The 19,955-nt window shown below is 72.6% G+C and carries 15 protein-coding genes; 7 read left to right on the plus strand and 8 right to left on the minus strand.

What is annotated here, in order from left to right; translation table 11 throughout:
• The first annotated feature begins 70 nt into the window (after nt 1-70).
• Nucleotides 71-265 (plus strand): hypothetical protein, encoded by a 195-nt coding sequence (locus ACFUJY_RS16860; RefSeq protein ID WP_383299653.1) that lies wholly within the window; start codon nt 71-73, stop codon nt 263-265.
• A gap of 51 nt (nt 266-316) precedes the next feature.
• Here the strand turns inward: ACFUJY_RS16860 and ACFUJY_RS16865 are convergent, their stop codons facing one another.
• Complete coding sequence (locus ACFUJY_RS16865) at nt 317-625, minus strand: hypothetical protein (protein WP_383299655.1); 309 nt, start codon at nt 623-625, stop codon at nt 317-319.
• A gap of 201 nt (nt 626-826) precedes the next feature.
• Between ACFUJY_RS16865 and ACFUJY_RS16870 the strand changes: the two genes are divergently transcribed.
• The gene (locus ACFUJY_RS16870) at nt 827-1,624 is read left to right on the plus strand and encodes a PepSY domain-containing protein (protein ID WP_383299657.1); all 798 of its coding nucleotides are present in this window, start codon (nt 827-829) and stop codon (nt 1,622-1,624) included.
• Nucleotides 1,625-1,675: 51 nt separating this feature from the next.
• Here ACFUJY_RS16870 and ACFUJY_RS16875 read toward each other — a convergent pair whose 3' ends face one another.
• A complete protein-coding gene (locus ACFUJY_RS16875; RefSeq protein WP_383299660.1) occupies nt 1,676-3,577 on the minus strand; it encodes an ABC transporter ATP-binding protein in 1,902 nt (633 codons plus the stop codon).
• 201 nt (nt 3,578-3,778) lie between these two features.
• On the opposite strand from ACFUJY_RS16875, the gene ACFUJY_RS16880 reads away from it, so the two are divergent.
• The 3 genes from ACFUJY_RS16880 to ACFUJY_RS16890 all read left to right on the plus strand — a co-directional run bounded on the left by ACFUJY_RS16880 (nt 3,779) and on the right by ACFUJY_RS16890 (nt 8,595).
• A complete protein-coding gene (locus ACFUJY_RS16880) occupies nt 3,779-3,940 on the plus strand; it encodes a hypothetical protein (RefSeq protein ID WP_383299663.1) in 162 nt (53 codons plus the stop codon).
• Nucleotides 3,941-4,147: 207 nt separating this feature from the next.
• Nucleotides 4,148-5,983 (plus strand): SpoIIE family protein phosphatase, encoded by a 1,836-nt coding sequence (locus ACFUJY_RS16885; RefSeq protein WP_383300278.1) that lies wholly within the window; start codon nt 4,148-4,150, stop codon nt 5,981-5,983.
• Between the two features lie 224 nt (nt 5,984-6,207).
• On the plus strand, nt 6,208-8,595 hold the full coding sequence (locus ACFUJY_RS16890; protein ID WP_383299666.1) for a glycoside hydrolase family 9 protein: 2,388 nt from the start codon (nt 6,208-6,210) through the stop codon (nt 8,593-8,595).
• 40 nt (nt 8,596-8,635) lie between these two features.
• Here the strand turns inward: ACFUJY_RS16890 and ACFUJY_RS16895 are convergent, their stop codons facing one another.
• Nucleotides 8,636-9,838 (minus strand): MFS transporter, encoded by a 1,203-nt coding sequence (locus ACFUJY_RS16895; protein WP_383300281.1) that lies wholly within the window; start codon nt 9,836-9,838, stop codon nt 8,636-8,638.
• An 81-nt stretch (nt 9,839-9,919) separates the two neighbouring features.
• Here ACFUJY_RS16895 and manD point away from each other — a divergent pair, with 81 nt between their 5' ends.
• Nucleotides 9,920-11,134 carry a D-mannonate dehydratase ManD gene (gene manD, locus ACFUJY_RS16900; protein ID WP_383299669.1) on the plus strand — a complete coding sequence of 405 codons (1,215 nt, stop codon included), beginning with the start codon at nt 9,920-9,922 and terminating at the stop codon, nt 11,132-11,134.
• 40 nt (nt 11,135-11,174) lie between these two features.
• Here the strand turns inward: manD and ACFUJY_RS16905 are convergent, their stop codons facing one another.
• Nucleotides 11,175-12,968, minus strand: a complete 1,794-nt coding sequence (locus ACFUJY_RS16905; protein WP_383299672.1) for an ABC transporter ATP-binding protein — start codon at nt 12,966-12,968, stop codon at nt 11,175-11,177.
• Between the two features lie 83 nt (nt 12,969-13,051).
• A complete protein-coding gene (locus tag ACFUJY_RS16910; protein ID WP_383299674.1) occupies nt 13,052-14,281 on the minus strand; it encodes a benzoate/H(+) symporter BenE family transporter in 1,230 nt (409 codons plus the stop codon).
• A 116-nt stretch (nt 14,282-14,397) separates the two neighbouring features.
• Here ACFUJY_RS16910 and ACFUJY_RS16915 point away from each other — a divergent pair, with 116 nt between their 5' ends.
• The gene (locus ACFUJY_RS16915) at nt 14,398-14,937 is read left to right on the plus strand and encodes a helix-turn-helix domain-containing protein (protein ID WP_383299676.1); all 540 of its coding nucleotides are present in this window, start codon (nt 14,398-14,400) and stop codon (nt 14,935-14,937) included.
• Here ACFUJY_RS16915 and ACFUJY_RS16920 read toward each other — a convergent pair.
• The 3 genes from ACFUJY_RS16920 to ACFUJY_RS16930 all read right to left on the minus strand — a co-directional run bounded on the left by ACFUJY_RS16920 (nt 14,915) and on the right by ACFUJY_RS16930 (nt 19,881).
• Nucleotides 14,915-15,505, minus strand: a complete 591-nt coding sequence (locus tag ACFUJY_RS16920; protein WP_383299679.1) for an N-acetylmuramoyl-L-alanine amidase — start codon at nt 15,503-15,505, stop codon at nt 14,915-14,917. The genes ACFUJY_RS16915 and ACFUJY_RS16920 overlap by 23 nt on opposite strands.
• A gap of 156 nt (nt 15,506-15,661) precedes the next feature.
• Nucleotides 15,662-16,990 carry an SWF or SNF family helicase gene (locus tag ACFUJY_RS16925; RefSeq protein WP_383299681.1) on the minus strand — a complete coding sequence of 443 codons (1,329 nt, stop codon included), beginning with the start codon at nt 16,988-16,990 and terminating at the stop codon, nt 15,662-15,664.
• A complete protein-coding gene (locus tag ACFUJY_RS16930) occupies nt 16,987-19,881 on the minus strand; it encodes a DEAD/DEAH box helicase (RefSeq protein WP_383299684.1) in 2,895 nt (964 codons plus the stop codon). Before ACFUJY_RS16930 ends, ACFUJY_RS16925 begins: the two co-directional genes overlap by 4 nt.
• Nucleotides 19,882-19,955: the final 74 nt, after the last annotated feature.

Genomic DNA, 19,955 nt, shown 5'->3' on the forward strand with positions numbered 1-19,955 from the left:
GGACACCCCGCGGCCTGCGCCACACTGACGCCGAATGCCGCAAACCAGGCGCGGCGGAGGAGGTTTGGCCATGGCAATTTCGATCTCGGTGGTGCTGCTTCTGCTGATTCTCGCGGTGGTCTTCCTCCGCAACGGCGGAATGAAGCTCTCGCACGCCCTGGTGTGCGGAGTGCTCGGATTCCTCCTCGCGGGCACCAGCATGGCCCCCACGATCCAGGACGGCATCACGGCCACCGCCGACGTGGTCAGCGGCATCAGGCCCTGACCGTACGCGCGGCACACCGCGCCGGCCGGTCCCGTACCCGTACGGGACCGGTCATTCCGAGCCCGCCGTCTGTTCGGGGCCGGGTTCCGGCACGGGGACCGTCGCCGCCGAGCCCCGCCGGACCGCCTCGACGGCGGCCGCGTGCAGGGCGCGGCTCGCCTCCTCCGACGGGCAGGGCACGGGGCTGCCCGCCATGGTGAACCAGTCGGCCGCATCGGTGTACTGCACGGTGATCTGTGCCGTGCCCTCGGCCCAAGTGGTGTGGATGGTCAGGTCACCGGACAGCGGCCCGACCTCATCGGTGAGCACGCCGCCGTGCCCCGAATACACTCCGCGTGTTGTCCAGGACGCCCAGGTCATGCATTCAGGCTCGCACCAAAGCGGGCGGATCGCGACCCGCGTCACCAGGGAATTCGGACTGTCGTCGCATCTTCGCCCGGCGTGCACGAAATCCCCCCGATCCCCGGCGACACGCGGCAGCGGGGCGGGATGGCGGTCGATCGGGTGACACTGGCCGGTCATTCCACATGCCGGGGCCGTGCGGCGGTTAAGCATGCGGGCATGACATGTGACTCCCCCTCCAAGAACACCGGATTCCTCCGTGCCCACCGGGTGCGCGCCGCGGGCGTCGCCTGCGTCGTGGTCACCGCCGCCCTGCTGACCGGCTGCGGCCAGGACAGCGGCAGCACCTCCGCGAGCACGAAGACCTCGGAGGCGGCCCGCGCCGTGCCCGAGGCCACGAAGAGTCCGTCCCCCACCGGGAGCCCCTCGCCGGGCCGGCTGACCGAGGACCAGCAGGAACGCAAGGAGCTGATCTCCGCCACCAAGGTCACGTACGACAAGGCCGTCACCACGGCCGAGGGCGAGGTCAAGGGCGGCAAGCTCGTCGACCTCGAACTCAAGAGCGCCGAGGACGCGGCCGACGACGACGAGAGCCCCAGCCCCTCGCCCACGGGCAGCCCCTCGCCCACCGGCAGCCCCTCGCCGACGGGCACCGCCGCGGCCGGCGCGCCGCAGTGGGTCGCGACCGTCGCCACCACGACCGGGACCAAGCACAAGGTCCACATCGACGCGGTCTCCGGCAAGGTCGTCAGCTCCTCCGAGGACGCCGACCAGAGCACCTCGGACAAGGCCAAGACGGCCAAGCGGATCACCCAGGCCAAGCAGACCCCGCAGCAGGCGGCGAAGGCCGCCACCGCCAAGCAGCAGGGGACGGTGACCGCCCTCGACCTCGACGACGACGACCAGGGCACCCTCGTCTGGAAGACGGATGTCGTGACCAAGGACTGGAAGAAGACGACCTTCGACATCGACGCGTCCAACGGCTCGGTCACCCACCAGGAGACCGACAACGACTGAGCACCCCGCGCAACGAGCGCCCCCGGTCCGCACGGACCGGGGGCGCCCGTGTCAGGCGGACCCCACCGGCTCCTGCTGATCGTCCGCCGCGTCCGGCGAGGCGAACTGCGTCCGGTACAGCTCCTCGTACCGGCCCCCCGCCGCCAGCAGCGCGGTGTGGGTGCCCCGTTCCACCACCCGGCCCTCCTCGACGACCAGGATCAGATCGGCGGCCCGCACCGTGGACAGCCGGTGCGCGATCACCACCGCGGTGCGCCCCTCCAGCGCCTCGGCCAGGGCTTCCTGCACCACCGCCTCGGACGTCGAGTCGAGGTGCGCCGTCGCCTCGTCGAGGATGACCACCCGCTGCCGGGCCAGGAGCAACCGGGCGATCGTCAGCCGCTGCCGCTCACCACCGGAGAGCCGGTAGCCGCGCTCGCCCACCACCGTGTCGAGCCCGTCGGGCAGCGACGCCACCAGACCGTCGAGCCTGGAACGCCGCAGCGCGTCCCAGATCTCGTCCTCGGTGGCGCCGGGCCTGGCCAACAGGAGGTTCGCGCCCACCGAATCGTGGAAGAGGTGCCCGTCCTGGGTGACCATGCCGAGCGTTTCACGGATCGACGCGGCGGTGAGGTCACGCACGTCGACACCGTTCAGCCGTACCGCTCCCTCGTCCGTGTCGTAGAGCCGGGGCAGCAGCTGGGCGATGGTCGACTTGCCGGCGCCCGACGAGCCGACCAGCGCGACCATGCGGCCGGGCTCGGCCCGGAAGGAGACGTCGTGCAGCACCCGCGTGCCGCCCCGGGAGTCCAGCGTCGCGACCTCCTCCAGCGAGGCCAGCGACACCTTGTCGGCGGACGGGTAGCCGAAGGAGACCCCGTCGAACTCCACGGACACCGGCCCCTCGGGCACCGTACGGGCGTCCGGCTTCTCGGCGATCAGCGGCTTCAGGTCCAGGATCTCGAAGACCCGCTCGAAGCTCACCAGCGCGCTCATCACCTCGACCCGGGCGCCCGCCAGCGCCGTCAGCGGGGCGTAGAGCCGGGTGAGCAGCAGCGCCAGCGTCACGACCGCGCCCGGCTCCAGACTGCCGTGCAGCGCGTAGTAGCCGCCCAGCCCGTAGACCAGCGCCAGGGCCAGCGCGGACACCAGGGTCAGCGCCGTGATGAACGTGGACTGCGCCATCGCCGTACGGATGCCGATGTCCCGTACCCGGCCGGCCCGCGCCGCGAACTCGGCGGACTCGTCGGCGGGCCGGCCGAAGAGCTTCACCAGGGTCGCGCCCGGCGCCGAGAACCGCTCGGTCATCTGCGTGCTCATCGCCGCGTTGTGCGCCGCCGCCTCGCGCTGCATGCGCGCCATCCGCGAGCCCATCCGCCGGGCCGGCACGACGAACACCGGCAGCAGCACGAGTGCGAGCAGCGTGATCTGCCAGGAGATCGTCAGCATCACCGCGAGCGTCAGCACCAGCGTCACCACGTTGGAGACCACCCCCGACAGGGTGTTGCTGAACGCCCGCTGCGCGCCGATCACGTCGTTGTTGAGCCGGCTCACCAGAGCCCCCGTCCGGGTCCGGGTGAAGAAGGCGACCGGCATCCGCTGCACGTGGTCGAAGACCGCCGTGCGCAGGTCCAGGATCAGCCCCTCACCCAGCGTGGCCGACAGCAGCCGGGTGAGCAGACCGAGTCCCGCCTCCGCCACCGCGATCACGGCGATCAGCAGGGCGAGACGGACGACCGTGCCGCTCTCCTTGCCCTGCACGATCGCGTCGACCACCCGGCCCGCCAGCATCGGCGTCGCCACGGCCAGCAGCGCGGTGACCACGCTGAGCAGCAGGAACCGGTAGAGCTGGCGGCGGCGCGGGCGGGCGAACGAGGCGATCCGGCGCACGGTGGCCCGGGAGAAGGGGCGGCGGTCCGCTTGCGCGTTGATCGCGCTGTGCAGCGACGACCACGCGGTGACTTCCATGCTCATACGGGTGCCTCCGGGGCAGGACGGATCGGTACGGCCCCGGCGGCCGGTGCGGACCCGGGGTGTGGGAAGAACGCTAGAAGCTCAAGCGAACTTGAGGTCAAACTTTCGGTGCCCTGTGCGGGCCGGGCATCGGACGTGCGTAGAATCGGCCCCTGTTTCCGGCCGGACCACGGCAGACACGACCGATTGAGGCAGTTCGACGTGAGTTTCACAGACAGTACCGACGCACCGATTTACGCCGGTCTCGTGGAGGAGCACGGGGATGTACCGGCCGAGGTGCGCCGGGTGGCTGAAGAGACCATGCGGGAGGCCGACCGGGCCATCGACTTCAGCGATCTCCGCAGGTCACCCGTGTACCGCTAGCCCACGCGCCCTCCCGATCCGGGCTCACGTCCGAGCGCTTCCCGACCCGCCGGAGACCCCGGCCGGCCCGCGCGGACGGCCCGGCCCGCACCCCTCGCCCGGCACACTCCGGCGGCGGCGCGGGGACGTCTCGCACTGCGGACCCGGCTCTCCCGTCGGAGCATGGAACGAACAGTCGCCGACGACATCGGGACGAAGGGAAGCCGGATGGGTGGTGAACGGCATGAGCCACCGACCGACGCGTTCGAGGCCGAGCTGGACCAGATCGAGGCGCTGAACCGGATGCAGGCGCCGGGCCCCGACCCGGCGCTCCCCCCGGGACCCGACCACGGGACCCGGGCCGGCGGCACGCCGGAAGAGGCCAGACGCCGCGACTCCCTGCTGCTCTCCGCCGGACACGCGGTCGCCGCCGCCGACACCCTCGACGAGGCCCTGAGACTCGCCGCCGGCCTGTACGCCCCCGATTTCCCGCTGGACGGCCAGTGCGTGTTCGGCATCGCCGAGGGCAACCTCACCGCGATCGGGCAGTACGGATTCCGGCCCGGCGGCGCGGGGCGCGGCTTCCGCATGCCCATGAACACCGGCTACCCGGCCGCCGAAGTGGCCAGGACCGGGCGCGCCGTCTACCTGGGCTCCCCGCAGGACTACCGCCGCCGGTTCCCCGCGACCTGGCACATGTCCGCGCGCAAGGGCCGTGAGGCGTGGGCCTTCCTTCCCCTGGTGACCGCCGGCCGGGTCGTCGGGGTCTGGCTGGCCGCCTTCCGCACCCCCCGGGACTTCACGGCGAGCGAGCGCGCCCTGCTCACCGTCACCGGCCGCATGATCGCCCAGGTCCTCGAACGGGCCCGGGCCAGCCGCGCCGAACTGGAACTCTCCCGCGGCCTGCGTCGCAGCATGCACACCGCCGGCGCGGCCCTGACCGGGCTCAGCGTCGCCACCCGCTACGTGCCGACCGGTGGCGGCCTCATGGTCGGCGGGGACTGGTACGACACCATCGACCTGCCGAACGGCCGCATGGCCGTCGTGATGGGCGACGTCCAGGGGCACGACGTGCACGCCGCGGGACTCATGGCGCAGCTGCGTACCGCCGTGCACGCGTACGCCGCCGAGGGGCACGGTCCCGACGCGGTCCTGGCGCGCGCCTCCCGCTTTCTGACCACCCTGGACGAGGACCGCTTCGCGACCTGCCTCTACATCGAGGCCGATCCGTCCACCGGCGACCTTCTCATCGCCCGTGCGGGCCACCCGCACCCCGTCCTGCGCATGCCGGACGGCACGTGTGTCCTCAAGCACGTCAGCGGCGGGCTGCCCCTCGGGCTGATGCCCGGTGAGGAGGACTACCCGATCGACGTCGTGCGCCTGCACGAGGGCGAGATCCTCATGCTGTGCACCGACGGGTTCATCGAGAACGGCGGCCACGACATGTACACCGGCTGGGTGCGGGTGCGCGACGCGTTCTCGCCCGGCCCCACCGACGACCTGGAGGGCATGGCCGACCGGCTCATGGCGGCCGTCCTCGACCCCGGTCCCGGCGCCCGGGAGGAAGCCGTCGCCCGCGACGGTGACGACATCGCCCTCCTCCTGCTGCGCCGCGACGCCATCCACGCCCGCGCCGAGATCAGCCAGCGCCGGCTCATGCTCACCGTCGGCCAGGACCAGGGCGAAGGACTGGCCGAGGCCCGCGCGGAGCTCAAGGCGCTGCTGCACGACTGGGCGCGCCCGGACCAGGTGGACACCGCCGTGCTGCTGGCGACCGAACTCCTCGGCAACGTCCTGGTGCACACCGACCAGGACGGCGCGCTCAACGCCACCGTCTCCGGCGAGACCGGCACCCGCCGGCTGCTGGTCGAGGTCATGGACCGCGGCGACGAACTGCCCCACCAGCGCACCCCGGGCGAGCTCGCCTCCTCGGGCCGCGGCCTGCTCCTGCTGGACATCCTCGCCGACCAGTGGGGCGTACGGCCCGAACCGGAGGGGAAGACCGCCTGGTTCGCGCTGAACGAGGCCGCCCCGTCCGACGCCGCGGACCTGCCGGGTATGTGAGACCCGGCCGGGTCCGGCCGCGCGCGGGGGATCAGGACCACGGGCGGCCGATGCGGTGTTCGCGGATGACCGTGCGCCGAAGAGGGCGTGCCGCAACCGTTGACAGCTCTCGCGGGAACTGGCTTCATGAGCAACGCCCTTGGGAGCGCTCCCACGCCCTCGGGGTCACGCACGCACCCCACACACACCCGGCACCCCCACCGACGTGACGAAGGGAAAGTCCGTTGCGCTCGCTCACCCTCCCCGCCCTGCGAAGGCGGTCCCGAAGACCAAGACCGCTCGGAGCCGTAGGCCTGGCGCTCACCGTCGGCGCCGGCCTCCTGCTCCCGCTGTCCCTGCCGGCCGGCGCGGCGGCCGCCCCCGCCTTCGACTACGGCGAGGCGCTGCAGAAGTCGATCCTCTTCTACGAGGCCCAGCAGTCCGGAAAGCTGCCCGACACCAACCGCGTCTCCTGGCGCGGCGACTCCGCGCTGGACGACGGCAAGGACGCCGGCCTGGACCTGACGGGCGGCTGGTACGACGCCGGGGACCATGTGAAGTTCGGCCTCCCCATGGCCTACTCGGCCACCATGCTCGCCTGGGGCGGTACGGAGCAGAAGGCGGCGTACCAGGCGTCGGGCCAGCTGCCGTACCTGCGGAACAACCTGCGCTTCGTGGACGACTACCTCCTGAAGGCCCACCCCTCGCCCAACGTGCTGTACGGGCAGGTCGGCAACGGCGGTGACGACCACAAGTGGTGGGGTCCCGCCGAGGTGATGCCGATGAAGCGCCCGGCGTACAAGATCGACGCCTCGTGCCCCGGAAGCGACCTGGCCGGCCAGACCGCCGCGGCCCTGGCCTCCTCCTCGATGGTGTTCTCCGACAGCGACCCGGCGTACGCGGCGAAGCTGCTCACCCACGCGAAGCAGCTGTACACCTTCGCCGACACCTACCGGGGCAAGTACAGCGACTGCATCACCGACGTGCAGAGTTACTACAACTCCTGGAGCGGGTACGACGACGAACTCGTCTGGGGAGCCATCTGGCTGTACAAGGCGACCGGAGACAGCACGTACCTCGCCAAGGCCGAGTCGTACTACGACGACCTGTCCACCGAGCCGCAGACCACCACCCGGTCCTACCGCTGGACGCTCTCCTGGGACGACACCTCCTACGGGGCCTATGTGCTGCTTGCCCAGCTGACGGGCAAGCAGAAGTACGTCGACGACGCGAACCGCTGGCTGGACTGGTGGACGGTCGGCGTCAACGGGCAGCGGGTGCCCTACTCACCCGGCGGCCAGGCCGTTCTGGACAGCTGGGGTTCGCTCAGGTACGCCGCGAACACCGCCTTCGCCGCGCTGAGCTACTCCGACTGGCTGACCGGTGACGCCACCCGCAAGGCCAGGTACCACGACTTCGCGGTCCGCCAGATCGACTACGCGCTCGGGGACAACCCGCGCGGATCGAGTTACGTGGTCGGCTTCGGCGAGAACCCGCCGACCAAGCCGCACCACCGCACGGCCCACGGTTCGTGGACCGACCAGATGAACAACCCGGTGGAGACTCGCCACACGTTGTACGGGGCCCTGGTCGGCGGCCCCAGCGCTCCCGACGACTCGTACACGGACGACCGCGGCAACTACGTCAACAACGAGGTCGCCACCGACTACAACGCCGCGTTCACCGGGGCGCTGGCCCGGCTCTACGCCGAGTACGGCGGGGCACCGCTCGCCGACTTCCCGCAGCCGGAGGAGCCGGACGGGCCGGAGATGTCCGTCCAGGCGTCGGTGAACGCGACGGGCGCCGGCTTCACCGAGATCAAGGCGTACCTGATCAACCGGTCGGCCTGGCCCGCCCGCGCGCTCACCGATGCCTCGGTGCGGTACTACTTCACGCTGGAGCCGGGCGTCGCACCCGAGGACATCAGCTTCACCACCAACTACAACCAGTGCGGTGACGTGACGGGCCCCACGCATGTGGCGGGCGACGTCTACTACGCCACGGTGGACTGCTCGGGTACGGACATCGCGCCGGCCGGCCAGTCCGCGTACCGCAAGGAGGTGCAGTTCCGGATCAGCTCGGCCGGTGCGTGGGACCCGTCGAACGACTGGTCCTACCCGTCGACGGCGACGACCCCGGGCGGCACCCCCGTCGACGCCCCGCACATGGTGCTGCTCGAGGGCTCGGCGCCCCAGTGGGGCAGCGCACCCGACGGCACGGACCCCGGGCCGGACCCCGACCCGACGACCACGCCCGACCCCACGACGACCCCCGACCCCTCCCCGACGCCCGACCCGACGGACACGCCCGACCCGGAACCGGGCGCCTGTGACGTCAGCTACCGGGTCAGCCAGGCATGGGGCACGGGTTTCACCGCCGATGTGACGGTGAAGAACACCGGATCGACGCCGCTGGACGGCTGGCAGCTGGTCTTCGACTTCCAGGGCGCCGAGAGCGTGAGCAACGCGTGGAACGCCACCGCCACGCAGAGCGGGACCCGGGTCACGGTCGAGAACGCCGGCCACAACGGTTCGGTCCCGGCGGGCGGCAGCGCCTCGTTCGGCTTCCAGGCGGCCGGCGCGCCGGCCGCCGATCCGGACTCCTTCACGCTCAACGGGAAGGAGTGCGGCTGACCGGTGTGAGCGGTGGGGCTCCGCCGGTGGGCGGAGCCCGTCACGCCTCGGGCGGCGTACGCAGGGCCGCGTACGTCCCCGACACCGCCGCCAGGACCACCACGCAGCCCGTGAAGACCAGCCCGGCGGCGCGCAGCCCGACCGCGGTCGCCAGCGCGCCCACCCCCACCACCGGCAGCGAGATCCCCGTGTAGGCGACGACGAAGAACGCCGAGATCGTGCCGCCCCGGTGCTCGGCGGGGGCCGCGGCGCTCACGAGCGTCAGCGCGGCCCGGAAGGCGAGCCCCTGCCCGATGCCCCCGCAGACCGCGCCCAGGACGAGCAGCGCCAGTGACTTCGCCAGCAAGGAGGAGGCGACCAGCAGCAGTCCGGCGATCAATACGGCGCACCCCAGCGGCAGTGCCCGGCGCGCCCCGGCGCGCGGGGCCAGCCACTGCCCGGCCGTCGAGGCGCAGAACACCGAGAACACCACCGCGCCCGTCACCGCCAGATTGCGCACGTCCAGCGTCTCGGCCGCGAAGCTGGGCGCGACCGCCGTGAACAGGCCGAGCAGCGCGAAACCGGCGAAGGCGGCCAGCGAGGCCGGCACGAACACACCCTTCACCTCTGCGGGCACCCTGACGCCCTGGGGTTCGAGCCGCGGCCACCGCCGCGGCTCGGCCACCGTCTCCGCCAGCCGCCACGTGATGAGGCACGCCACGGCGACCAGCCCCAGGTGCACCCAGAACGGGAGGGACAGCGGCCAGGGCGTGTACTCGGCCAGCACACCGGAGAGCAGCGGACCGCAGCCCAGACCGCCCATGTTCGCGGCCGTCGCGGCGAACCCGGCGCGCGCCTTCTGCCCCGGGCCCGCGAGCTCGATGACCGCGGCCGTCGCCGCGCCGCTCAGCAGCCCGGCCGCGCCACCGGACAGCACCCGGCCGGCGAAGAGGAGAGGCAGCCCGGTCTCCAGCAGGAAGCACCCGGCACTCGCGGCGGACAGGGCCATGGCGGCCAGCAGCACCGGCTTGCGGCCCACCTTGTCCGAGTAGTTGCCCGCCAGCAGGAGCACGGAGATGACCGCGACCGCGTACACGGCGAAGACGACGGTCACCATCAGCTCCGAGAAGCCGATCTCCTTCTGGTAGAGCCCGTACAGGGGCGTCGGCAGCGTGGTGCCGGCCATGCCGATGGCGAAGACCACCGCCGCCGCCGGGTAGCCCGCCCGGTGCCCGCCCGTCCGTCCCGTATCCTCACGCACCATCACGCACGCCACTCTATGCAGCGGGCGGCCCCCGGTCAGGGCGACGGGCTGCCGCCCGCCGCGGCCCGAAAGAGAGCCACCATGAGGATCGCCGACGCACAGGTCGTCGTCACCAGCCCCGGCCGCAACTTCGTGACGCTGAAACTGACGACCGACGAGGGTCTCACCGGTCTCGGCGACGCCACGCTCAACGGCCGGGAGCTCGCCGTCGTCAGCTACCTCACCGACCATGTGGTGCCCCTGCTCACGGGCCTGGACCCGCACCGGATCGAGGACACCTGGCAGTACCTCTACCGGGGCGCGTACTGGCGGCGCGGCCCCGTCACCATGGCCGCGATCGCCGCCGTCGACGTCGCCCTGTGGGACATCAAGGCGAAGGCGGCCGGGATGCCGCTCTACCAGCTGCTGGGCGGCGCCTCGCGCGACCGCCTCGCCACCTACGGCCACGCCAACGGCCGCGACATCCCCGAACTCCTCGACTCCGTGCGGCAGCGGCTGGCCGAGGGCTACCCCGCCGTCCGCATCCAGACGGGCATCCCCGGCCTCAAGGCCGTCTACGGGGTGCACGCCACCGACGAGCACGGCGCGCCCGTCCTTCACCAGCAGTCCCGCCCTCTCGTCGAGGACTGGGACACGGACGCCTACCTGCGCCACACCCCGGCCGTGTTCGAAGCGGTACGAGCGGAGTTCGGCGCCGCGCTACCGCTCCTCCACGACGCCCACCACCGGCTCACGCCCGTTCAGGCGGCCCGGCTCGGCAAGGACCTGGAGCCGTACCGCCCGTTCTGGCTGGAGGACTGCACCCCCGCCGAGAACCAGGAGGCCCTGCGGCTCGTACGCCGGCACACGACGACGCCCCTCGCGCTCGGCGAGGTCTTCAACACGGTGTACGACTACCAGACGCTGATCACCGAGCAGCTGATCGACTACGTGCGCAGCGCCGTCACCCACTTCGGCGGGGTCACCCCGCTGCGCAAGCTCTTCGACTTCGCCGCCCAGTACCAGATCAAGAGCGCGGTCCACGGGCCCGAGGACATCTCCCCGGTCGGGATGGCCGCCGCCGTCCACCTCGGCTTCGCCGTCCACAACTTCGGCATCCAGGAGTACTCGGGCCACAACCCCCTCACCGAGGAGGTGTTCCGGCACGCGTACACCTTCACCGACGGCTTCCTGCACCCCGGGGAGGCCCCCGGAATCGGTGTGGAACTGGACGAGGAGCGCGCCGCGGCCCACCCGTACGAGCAGACCTATCTGCCCGTCAACCGGCTCCGGGACGGCACCGTCCACGACTGGTGACCGTTCGCCGGGGTCCCGGGTGCCCGGGACCCCGACGCCGTCACGGGAACGCCGGCTGGAGGCCCGCGTACACGCCGTGCCGGTCCAGCAGCTCCTCGTGCGTGCCGGCCTCCGCGATCCGGCCGCCCTCCATGACCACGATGCGGTCGGCGCCCTGGATGGTGGAGAGGCGGTGGGCGACGACGAAGACGGTCCTGCCGTGCACGAGGCGGGACAGCGCCTCCTGGACCAGTGCCTCGGAGCGGTTGTCCAGCGCCGAGGTGGCCTCGTCGAGCACCAGGACCCGGGGGTCGCGGATCAGCGCCCGGGCGATCGCGAGCCGCTGCTTCTGGCCGCCCGAGAGCCGGGCGCCGCGCTCACCGACCACCGTGTCCAGGCCCTGGGGCAGCCGGCGGACGAACTCCATGGCGTTGGCGTCCTCCAGGGCGCTCCGCAGCGTGTCCTCGTCGGTGTGCCCGAGCCCGTACGTGACGTTGTCGCGGATGCTGCCCTCGAAGAGGATCGACTCCTGCGGCACCACCGAGAGGAACCGCCGGTAGCTGCGCAGATCGAGCCCGGCCATGTCGGTGCCGTCCAGCAGGATGCGCCCCCCGGTGGGCCGGATGAACCCGATGAGCAGGTTGAGGACCGTCGACTTGCCCGCTCCCGACGCACCGACCAGGGCGATCGTCTCGCCGGGCCGCGCGGAGAGCGTGAACCCGTCGACGGCGGGCCGCTCGTCCTCGTACGCGAAGGAGACGCCCTCGAAGTCGATGCGGCCGGTGACCTGCTCCACCTGCGCCTTGCCCGCGTTGTGCTCCAGGTCGGGGGCCTGGAGGACCTCGCCCGCCGAACGGACGGACTCAAGGCCCTTGGTGAGGATGGGCGCGAGGCCGAGCAGGGTGGTCACCGAGCCGGTCAGGACGGTGAAGAAGGCGCTCAGCATGACGACGTCACCTGCGGTGACGTCCAGCCAGCCGTGGTACGCCACCAGCGCGGACCCGGTCAGGCAGAGCACGCCGAGCGTGTTGAGCAGCACCCAGGCCAGTGAGCCGAAACGGCCGTTGAGCATGTCCAGGCGCAGACCGGCGGCGAACACCTGCCGCAGGGAGCCGTCCACGCGCCCCAGCGCGGTGCGCTCCAGTCCGTGGGCGCGCGTGATGGGGATGAGCGTGGTCATCTCGCCGACCCGGGACGACAGCTGCTCCACCTCGCGCCGGAACGACTCGTTGTGGCTGCGCAGCCTTCCCCGCAGCTTCATCACGAGGAACCCGGCGGCGGGGACGACGACCAGGAAGACGGGCAGGAACGAGGGGACCCGGACGCCGATGACGACGAGCCCGCCGACCAGCGTCACGACGGCCCCGAGCCCCATGTCGGCGCTCTGCTGCACCATCTGCTCGACGGCTTCGACGTCGCGGACCACCTTGGCCTGGAGCACGCTGGAGCTGACGCGGGCGTGGTAGCCGACGGACAGCTGCTGCATCCGGCGGCAGAGCGCGGAGCGCAGGGTGATGCCCATGCGGCGGATGCTGCCGCCGAGGCAGCGGACGTACCACTGATGGAGCGGGTAGTTGAGGACGAGGATGAACAGGAGGAGGCCGGTGGCCTTCCAGAGCTCGGCCTCCCGGCCGTGCTGGACCACCACGTCCAGCACGGTGGCGGTGATCAGGGGCAGCAGCCATATGGGGCTGTGCTTCACGGTGAAGAGGACGACGGCGAGAGCCAGCCGTCCCCGGTCCGGGCGGAAGAGGAGCGCGAGGGTGCGGACCGGGTGTTCGCCGCGGTAGTGGTGGTCCAGGTGGTCGAAGGGTGCCGGGGATTCGGCGGAGGGTGGGGATACCGCTTTCTGCATGGCACCATCCCAACCCGCGACCGATGCCCGGGGCAACTGTGTTCCACCTAGGGGACAGCACACCGCCGGCGACAGGGGGGATGTCAGCGCACGGGGAGTTCGTCCGGCCGCCGCTCCGGCGCGGGTTCTTCGTGCCGGGGGCGGCCCACCGTGGCGATCACGCTGGTGACCAGGCCGGCCAGCAGCCCCCAGAACGCCGAGCCGATGCCCAGCAGCGTCACGCCCGAAGCGGTGGCGAGGAAGGTGACGACGGCCGCCTCGCGCGACGCCTTGTCGGCGAGGGCGGTGGCCAGTGAGGACTCGATCGTCGCGAGGAGTCCGATGCCCGCGATCGCCATGACGAGCTCGTGCGGCATGGCGGTCAGCAGCGAGGCGACGGTCGCGCCGAGGAGCCCCACGCACAGGTAGAAGAACCCGGCCCACACCGCCGCCAGATAGCGCTTGTCGCGGTCCGGATGTGCCTCGTCGCCCGTGCAGATGGCGGCCGTGATGGCGGCGAGGTTGATCCCGAACGCCCCGAAGGGGGCGAGCACGGCGTTGGCCGCGCCGGTCCACGTCATCAGCGGGGACACCCGCACGTCGTAACCGGAACCGCGCAGCACGGCGACGCCGGGCAGGTTCTGCGAGGCCATGGTGACGACGAACAGCGGCGCGCCGACGCTGACGAGCACCTTCCAGTCGAACTCGGGCGCGGTGAAGACCGGTGTGGCCAGGGACAGCTGGACCTCGCCGGTCCGCCAGCCCCCGGTGAACAAGGTGGCCACCACCCCCGCGGCCAGCGCCAGCAGCACCGCGTAACGCGGCAGCAGCCGACGGCCCAGCAGGTAGATCACGAACATCGGGAACGCGACCGCGAAGCTCCGGTGCATGGTGCCGAACAGGCCGGTGCCGAACCTCAGCAGCACCCCGGCGAGCAGTGCGGCGGCCAGCGGCACGGGGATGCGGTTCATGACCCGGGCGAACCAGCCCGTGACCCCGCTCACCACGATGAGCAGCGCCGAGAAGATGAACGCGCCGACCGCCTGCGGCATGGACACCCCGCTCAGACCGGTCGTCAGCAGGGCCGCGCCGGGCGTCGACCAGGCGGTCACCACCGGCGCCCGGTGGCGCAGCGACAGGCCGGCACAGGTGCAGGCCAGTCCGACGCCGAGCGCCAGCATCCAGGAGGAGATCTCGCGGGCGTCCGCCCCCGCCGCCTTCGCGGCGGTGAAGACCAGCGCGGCGGAGCTGGTGACCCCGACCATGACGGCGATCAGGCCGGCCGCCACGGCGGAGGGAGGCGCGGCCGAACGTATGCGGGTCAACGCGGGCATGAGTGAGCCACTTCCGGGATGCTGCCGGGCGTTCCGTATACGGAACGTTCTGTTTGTGGAACACTAGAGACGCGGGCCGGTGCCCGTCAACCAGGTGGGCGAGCGGGCGGACGGCGATGGGGCTGAACGAGGACGTGGGGCGCAGGCTGCGGGCCCTGCGCCACGGCATGGACGTATCGCTTTCGGAGCTCTCGCGGCGCTCCGGGGTCGGCAAGGGCACGCTCTCGGAACTGGAGAGCGGCAGGCGCAACCCCACGCTGGAGACCCTGTACGCCCTCACCACCGCCCTCGGCCGCCCCCTCAGCGCGGTGCTGAGCGACCCGTCACCGGACGGGGCGGGCGTCTCCGGCAGCGCCGTCACCGCCGTGCTGATCGAGCGGTACGAGGACGGGGAAGCGGTCACCGACGTGTTCCGGGTGACCATCCGGGCCGGCGCGGTCCAGGAGTCGGAGGCCCATGTGCCGGGTACGTCCGAGAGCCTGATGGTGCTCGCCGGCACCGCCGTCGTCGGGCGGCCCGACGACCTCAGCACCGTCGGGCCCGGGGCCTCCGCCCGGTGGCGCGCCGACGTGCCCCACGTCTACAGCGCGCCCGACGGCGATGCGCAGGGAATCCTCTTCGTGCGCTGCCCGGTCAGCCCGCGCCGAGGAGATTGACCAGGCGGATGTAGCGGACCCAGTCCCAGTGCGGACCGGGATCGGTGTGGTCGGTGCCCGGGACCTCGACGTGACCGAGGATGTGGGCGCGGTCCTTCGGAATCCTGTAGCGGTCGCAGACATCGGCCGTGAGCAGCGCGGACTGCTCGTACATCGAGTCGGTGAAGTACGAGGGCTGGTCCACCCACCCCTCGTGCTCGATGCCGATGCTGCGGGTGTTGTAGTCCCAGTTCCCCGCGTGCCAGGCGATGTCCTTCTCCCGCACCATCTGGTTGACGTAGCCGTCACCCGAGCGCACCACGTAGTGGGCGGAGACCTGCTTCGCCGGGTTCTGGAAGATGGACACCGTCTCGGAGAACGTCTCCTGCGTGACATGGATGATGACGTACTGCACGGGGTACGCCGAAGGGCGCGAAGAGGCCGTGTAGTTGGACGTCGAAGCGGGCACCCAATGCGCCTCCGGGTAATCCGTGGCACCCGTCGTCGCGGCGACGGCGCGGACGGAGGCGGGCAGCAGCGCTCCCGCCGCCGCCACCGCGGCGCCCTGAAGGATTTTTCTGCGTTCCATGCGAACTCCTGTGGGGGGTGAGAGGGGCAGGGATACCGAAGGCGCGGCGCCGAGTGCGGGCCCCACCGTACGGGCGCCGCGCAGGTCGCGGAAGACGGCGGGAGTCCCAAATCCTGTCCATGGCAGGGGAGTTCAGGCGAAAGCAGACCCCCGTCGTCAGACGCCGAGCGCCTCCGCCCAGGCCGCCGCCGGATCGTCGTCCGACGGACCCGCCGGGAACCACTGACCGTTCTCCTTCCGGTACGGATTCCAGCGCCCGTCCGGTCCGTAGCGGAGTTGGAGGCCACCGTCCGCCGACGTCCAGCGGTTGCGCTCGGCCCGCAGCCGGGGCGCCTCGTCCTCCTCCCACGCCTCGGCCAGCCGGCTCCTGGCCCGGGCCAGCGCCTCGCCGTCCAGGGGCCGGTCCTCGTCGAGCACGGCGAGCGCGGTCGCCCCACCGTACCGCCAGGCCGCGACCGCGGCGGGGAGCCCGGCGCGCGTCTTCCCCGCGCCGCCCGACAGCCGGTGGGCGATCCACGGCTCGGGGCGGGCCTCGGCGGCCAGCCTGACCGCGTCCTGGCGCACCGTCAGCCCCTCGGGCACCGGGCGCCCTTCGTGGCCGGGCGCCAGCGCGTCGGCGAGCATCCGGTGCGCCCGGGCCGCCGCGTCCCGCGCCAGCATCTCCAGCGCCGTCGGGTCGATGCCCGCCTCGGGGTCCGTCTCCGTGTCGAGCGAGGGGGCGGGGCCCGGTTCCCCGGGAAGCGCCGGAGGAGCCGGCAGCCCGGGCAGGATGGAGCCGGCGGCGTACGCCTGATCCGCCGGTATGCCGGTCACCGGGTCGGGTACCGATTCCTCGGTCGTGACCTCCGGCACCCCGGCCGCCGCCGCGATCCGCTCCTGGAGTCCGCCCAGCAGCATCCGTTCGCCGCGCCCCCGCATCAGCATCAGCACGAACGGGTCCTGGTCCAGGAGCCGCGCCACCTGATAGCAGAGGGCGGCGGTGTGCGGGCAGTGGTCCCACGCCTCGCACGTGCAGCGCGGTTCCAGGTCGCCGACCCCCGGAAGCAGGTCCATGCCGGCGGCCGCGGCGTCCTCGACCAGATGCGGCGGCATATCCCGGTCGAGCAGCGCCGCGATGTGTCCCGTCCGCTCGGCCGCCATGCCCAGGAAACGGTCCCACTCCTGCTCGTCCAGCTCCTGGAGCAGTACATCGCTGCGGTAGGTGCTCCCGTCCCGCTCCCGCACCACGGCCGTGATCCGACCGGGGCGCACGGACACGGCACCGACCCCGCCCTCCCGGGCGACGCGCCGCCCCGCCTTCAGCTGCTGGAGGTCCAGAGCGGTGTCCTCCAGCGCCTTGAGCCACGCCTTTCCCCACCAGGAAGCGGCGAAACCGCGTCCGGGCGCCGGGGGCAGGGCGGCGAACGTACGCTCCTGTGCCGCCGCCCCGTCCTCCCGTGCGCCGCCGCCCTCGGCGAACTCCTCGGCCTCGTATCCGTCCCTCATCGCGTTCCCCCTCGAAGCTCCACCAGGTCGGCCAGTTCCGCGTCGCTGAGCTCGGTCAGGGCGCTCTCGCCGGAGCCGAGCACCGCGTCGGCCAGGCCCTGCTTGCGGGCGAGCATGTCCGCGATCCGGTCCTCGATCGTCCCCTCGGCGATCAGCCGGTGGACCTGCACCGGCTGCGTCTGCCCGATCCGGTACGCGCGGTCGGTGGCCTGCGCCTCGACCGCCGGGTTCCACCAGCGGTCGAAGTGCACCACATGACCGGCCCTGGTCAGGTTGAGCCCGGTGCCCGCGGCCTTCAGGGACAACAGGAACACCGGTGCCTCGCCCGCCTGGAACCGGTTCACCATCTCCTCCCGCGCGGCGACCGGTGTCCCCCCGTGCAGGAACTGCGTACCGATGCCCCGCGCCGCCAGATGCCGTTCGAGGAGCCGGGCCATACCGACGTACTGCGTGAAGACCAGCACACCGGCGCCCTCCGCCACCATGGTGTCCAGGAGTTCGTCGAGCAGTTCCAGCTTCCCCGAGCGGCCGGCGATGCGCGGTTCGTCCTCCTTGAGGTACTGCGCCGGATGGTTGCAGATCTGCTTGAGCGAGGTCAGCAGCTTCACCACGAGACCGCGCCGGGCCATGCCGTCGGCCTCCGCGATCGCCGCCAGCGTCTCCCGGACCACCGCCTCGTACAGCCCCGCCTGTTCGGGCGTCAGCGAGACCGCCCGGTCCGTCTCCGTCTTCGGCGGCAGCTCCGGCGCGATGCCGGGGTCCGACTTGCGCCGGCGTAGCAGGAACGGCCGCACCAGCGCGCCCAGCCGCTCGGCCGCCGCCGGGTCCCCGCCCTCCACCGCCCGGGCGTACTTGGTGCGGAACGTGCCGAGCCGCCCCAGGAGCCCCGGAGTCGTCCAGTCGAGGATCGCCCACAGCTCGGAGAGGTTGTTCTCCACCGGGGTGCCGGTCAGCGCCACCCGCGCCCCGGCGCCGATGGTGCGCAGGGCACGGGCCGTCGCCGAGTACGGGTTCTTGACGTGCTGCGCCTCGTCCGCGACGACCATGCCCCACCGCGCCGCGGCCAGCTTCGGCGCGTCCAGCCGCATCGTCCCGTACGTGGTGAGCACGAAGCCGTCCGGTGCCAGGCCGTCCAGGGTGCGGGACGCGCCGTGGAAGCGGCGGATGGGGGTGCCGGGGGCGAACTTCTCGATCTCGCGCTGCCAGTTGCCCATCAGCGAGGTCGGGCAGACCACGAGCGTGGGCCCGGCACCTCCTTCCAGGGTCCGGCGGTGCAGGTGCAGCGCGATCAGGGTGATCGTCTTGCCGAGCCCCATGTCGTCGGCGAGGCAGCCGCCGAGCCCGAGCGAGGTCATGGTGTGCAGCCAGTTCAGACCCCGGAGCTGATAGTCCCGCAGGGTCGCGGTGAGCGCGGCCGGCTGACCGACCGCCGGTTCCCCGCCGCCGTCCGGCCGGGCCGGGTCGGCGACGCGCTCGCGCAGCCGTTCCAGCCAGCCGGTGGCCCGGACCTCGACCCGCCGGCCGTCCACCTCGGCGGAACCGGTCAGCGCCGCGCCCAGCGCGTCGATCGGGGAGACCTTCCGGTCCTGCGTCTCCCTGGCCCGCCGCGCCTCGTCGGGGTCGATGAGCACCCACTGGTCGCGCAGCCGCACCAACGGCCGGCCCGCCTCGGCGAGCCGGTCCAGCTCCTCGCGGCTGAGCTGCTGGTCGCCGAGGGCGAACCACCAGTTGAAGGTCAGCAGGGCGTCGGACGACAGCAGCGGCGCGGCGTCCGACGCGGTCCGCGCGAGCCCCCGGGGCGCGTCGCCGTCGCCGTCCGCCTCGTCGCCGTCCGGGCCGATCACCGCGCGCGCCGTCAGCTTGCGGGCGGTCAGTTCCCGGGGCCAGTGGACCTGGACGCCCGTCGCGGCGAGCGCCCGTGCGGCGGGTCCGAGGAGTTCGGTGATCTCCTCGTCGGCCGGCTCCACCGCGTCCGGCACGGCCGCCGACAGCAGGGGAGTGAGCGTCGGCCAGGCCCGGGCGGCCCGGCGCAGCATCAGCAGGGTGTCCATCCGGGCGCGCGGCCCGAACGCCTCCGCGGCCGGGCCGCCGCCCGCCCACACCTCGGCGGCGTCGGCGACCACGGCGGGGTCGCTCACGCTGTGGATCTGCGGGACCACGCGGAACGAGGGCCCGGACCCGGGTCCGTCGCCCCCGTCGAGCCCCGTCACCTCCACGCGCAGCGACAGCCGGACCCCCGCGTCGTGGCCCGCCGCGACATCGGCGGCCCAGGCCCGGTGGCCGGGCAGACGCTGCGGCTCCCACGCGCTGAACGCCGGACCTCCTGCGGCGAGCGGCGCGGCGGGGGTCCGGGGCAGCGAGTCGGCGACCGCGTCGAGGAACGCCCGTACCAGGCGCTCCGGTTCGGGCAGGAGCAACGGCCGGGCCGCCGCGTCGACGGGCACGGCGTGGGCGGTGGGCGGCATGGAGGCGGCCAGGGTGCGGACGCGCATCAGGTCGTCGGGCGTCAGCGGCCCCGACCGCCAGCTGTCGTGGTCCGTCGCGCTCAGCCCCGGAAGGAGCAGGCCCCGGGCGGCGAACTGCAGGGCGAGCAGCCCCGCCGCGCCCCAGAACGCCACGGCCGCAGAGGCGTGCGCCGCCGCCCGGGCCCGCGTGAGCACGGGCAGCCCGTCGGCGACGGACAGGAGGTGCGCGGGCACCTCGTACGGCAGGGCGTCGGGGCCCGCGACCGTCAGGGTGCCGGGCTCGCCGGGGCCTTCGGGCGGGCTGCTCCCGTCGGGGTGCCAGAAGGCGAGACGGCTGGTCCGGGCCGGGTCCGAGGGCAGGAACACCACGGAGCAGCCGGCGAGTTCGGAGACGTGGGAGAGGGAAGCGGAGGAGGGGCTGTGCACAGCGATGTCAGATTCCTCAAATTTGACTAGCCGACCGAGGTCGCCGAGGGTACTCCAACTTCCGCGTCCAGGGG

The organism is Streptomyces sp. NPDC057249 (assembly GCF_042669245.1).
Taxonomy (GTDB): Bacteria; Actinomycetota; Actinomycetes; order Streptomycetales; family Streptomycetaceae; genus Streptomyces.

Bases quoted from the DNA above. Each gene is read 5' to 3' on its own strand.
- ACFUJY_RS16870 (WP_383299657.1), top strand. From the start codon at position 827: ATGACATGTGACTCCCCCTCCAAGAACACCGGATTCCTCCGTGCCCAC.
- ACFUJY_RS16895 (WP_383300281.1), bottom strand. From the start codon at position 9,838: ATGGTGCGTGAGGATACGGGACGGACGGGCGGGCACCGGGCGGGCTAC.
- ACFUJY_RS16915 (WP_383299676.1), top strand. From the start codon at position 14,398: ATGGGGCTGAACGAGGACGTGGGGCGCAGGCTGCGGGCCCTGCGCCAC.
- ACFUJY_RS16925 (WP_383299681.1), bottom strand. From the start codon at position 16,990: ATGAGGGACGGATACGAGGCCGAGGAGTTCGCCGAGGGCGGCGGCGCA.
- ACFUJY_RS16875 (WP_383299660.1), bottom strand. From the start codon at position 3,577: ATGAGCATGGAAGTCACCGCGTGGTCGTCGCTGCACAGCGCGATCAAC.
- ACFUJY_RS16865 (WP_383299655.1), bottom strand. From the start codon at position 625: ATGACCTGGGCGTCCTGGACAACACGCGGAGTGTATTCGGGGCACGGC.
- ACFUJY_RS16920 (WP_383299679.1), bottom strand. From the start codon at position 15,505: ATGGAACGCAGAAAAATCCTTCAGGGCGCCGCGGTGGCGGCGGCGGGA.
- ACFUJY_RS16910 (WP_383299674.1), bottom strand. From the start codon at position 14,281: ATGCCCGCGTTGACCCGCATACGTTCGGCCGCGCCTCCCTCCGCCGTG.
- ACFUJY_RS16905 (WP_383299672.1), bottom strand. From the start codon at position 12,968: ATGCAGAAAGCGGTATCCCCACCCTCCGCCGAATCCCCGGCACCCTTC.
- ACFUJY_RS16885 (WP_383300278.1), top strand. From the start codon at position 4,148: ATGGGTGGTGAACGGCATGAGCCACCGACCGACGCGTTCGAGGCCGAG.
- ACFUJY_RS16860 (WP_383299653.1), top strand. From the start codon at position 71: ATGGCAATTTCGATCTCGGTGGTGCTGCTTCTGCTGATTCTCGCGGTG.
- manD (WP_383299669.1), top strand. From the start codon at position 9,920: ATGAGGATCGCCGACGCACAGGTCGTCGTCACCAGCCCCGGCCGCAAC.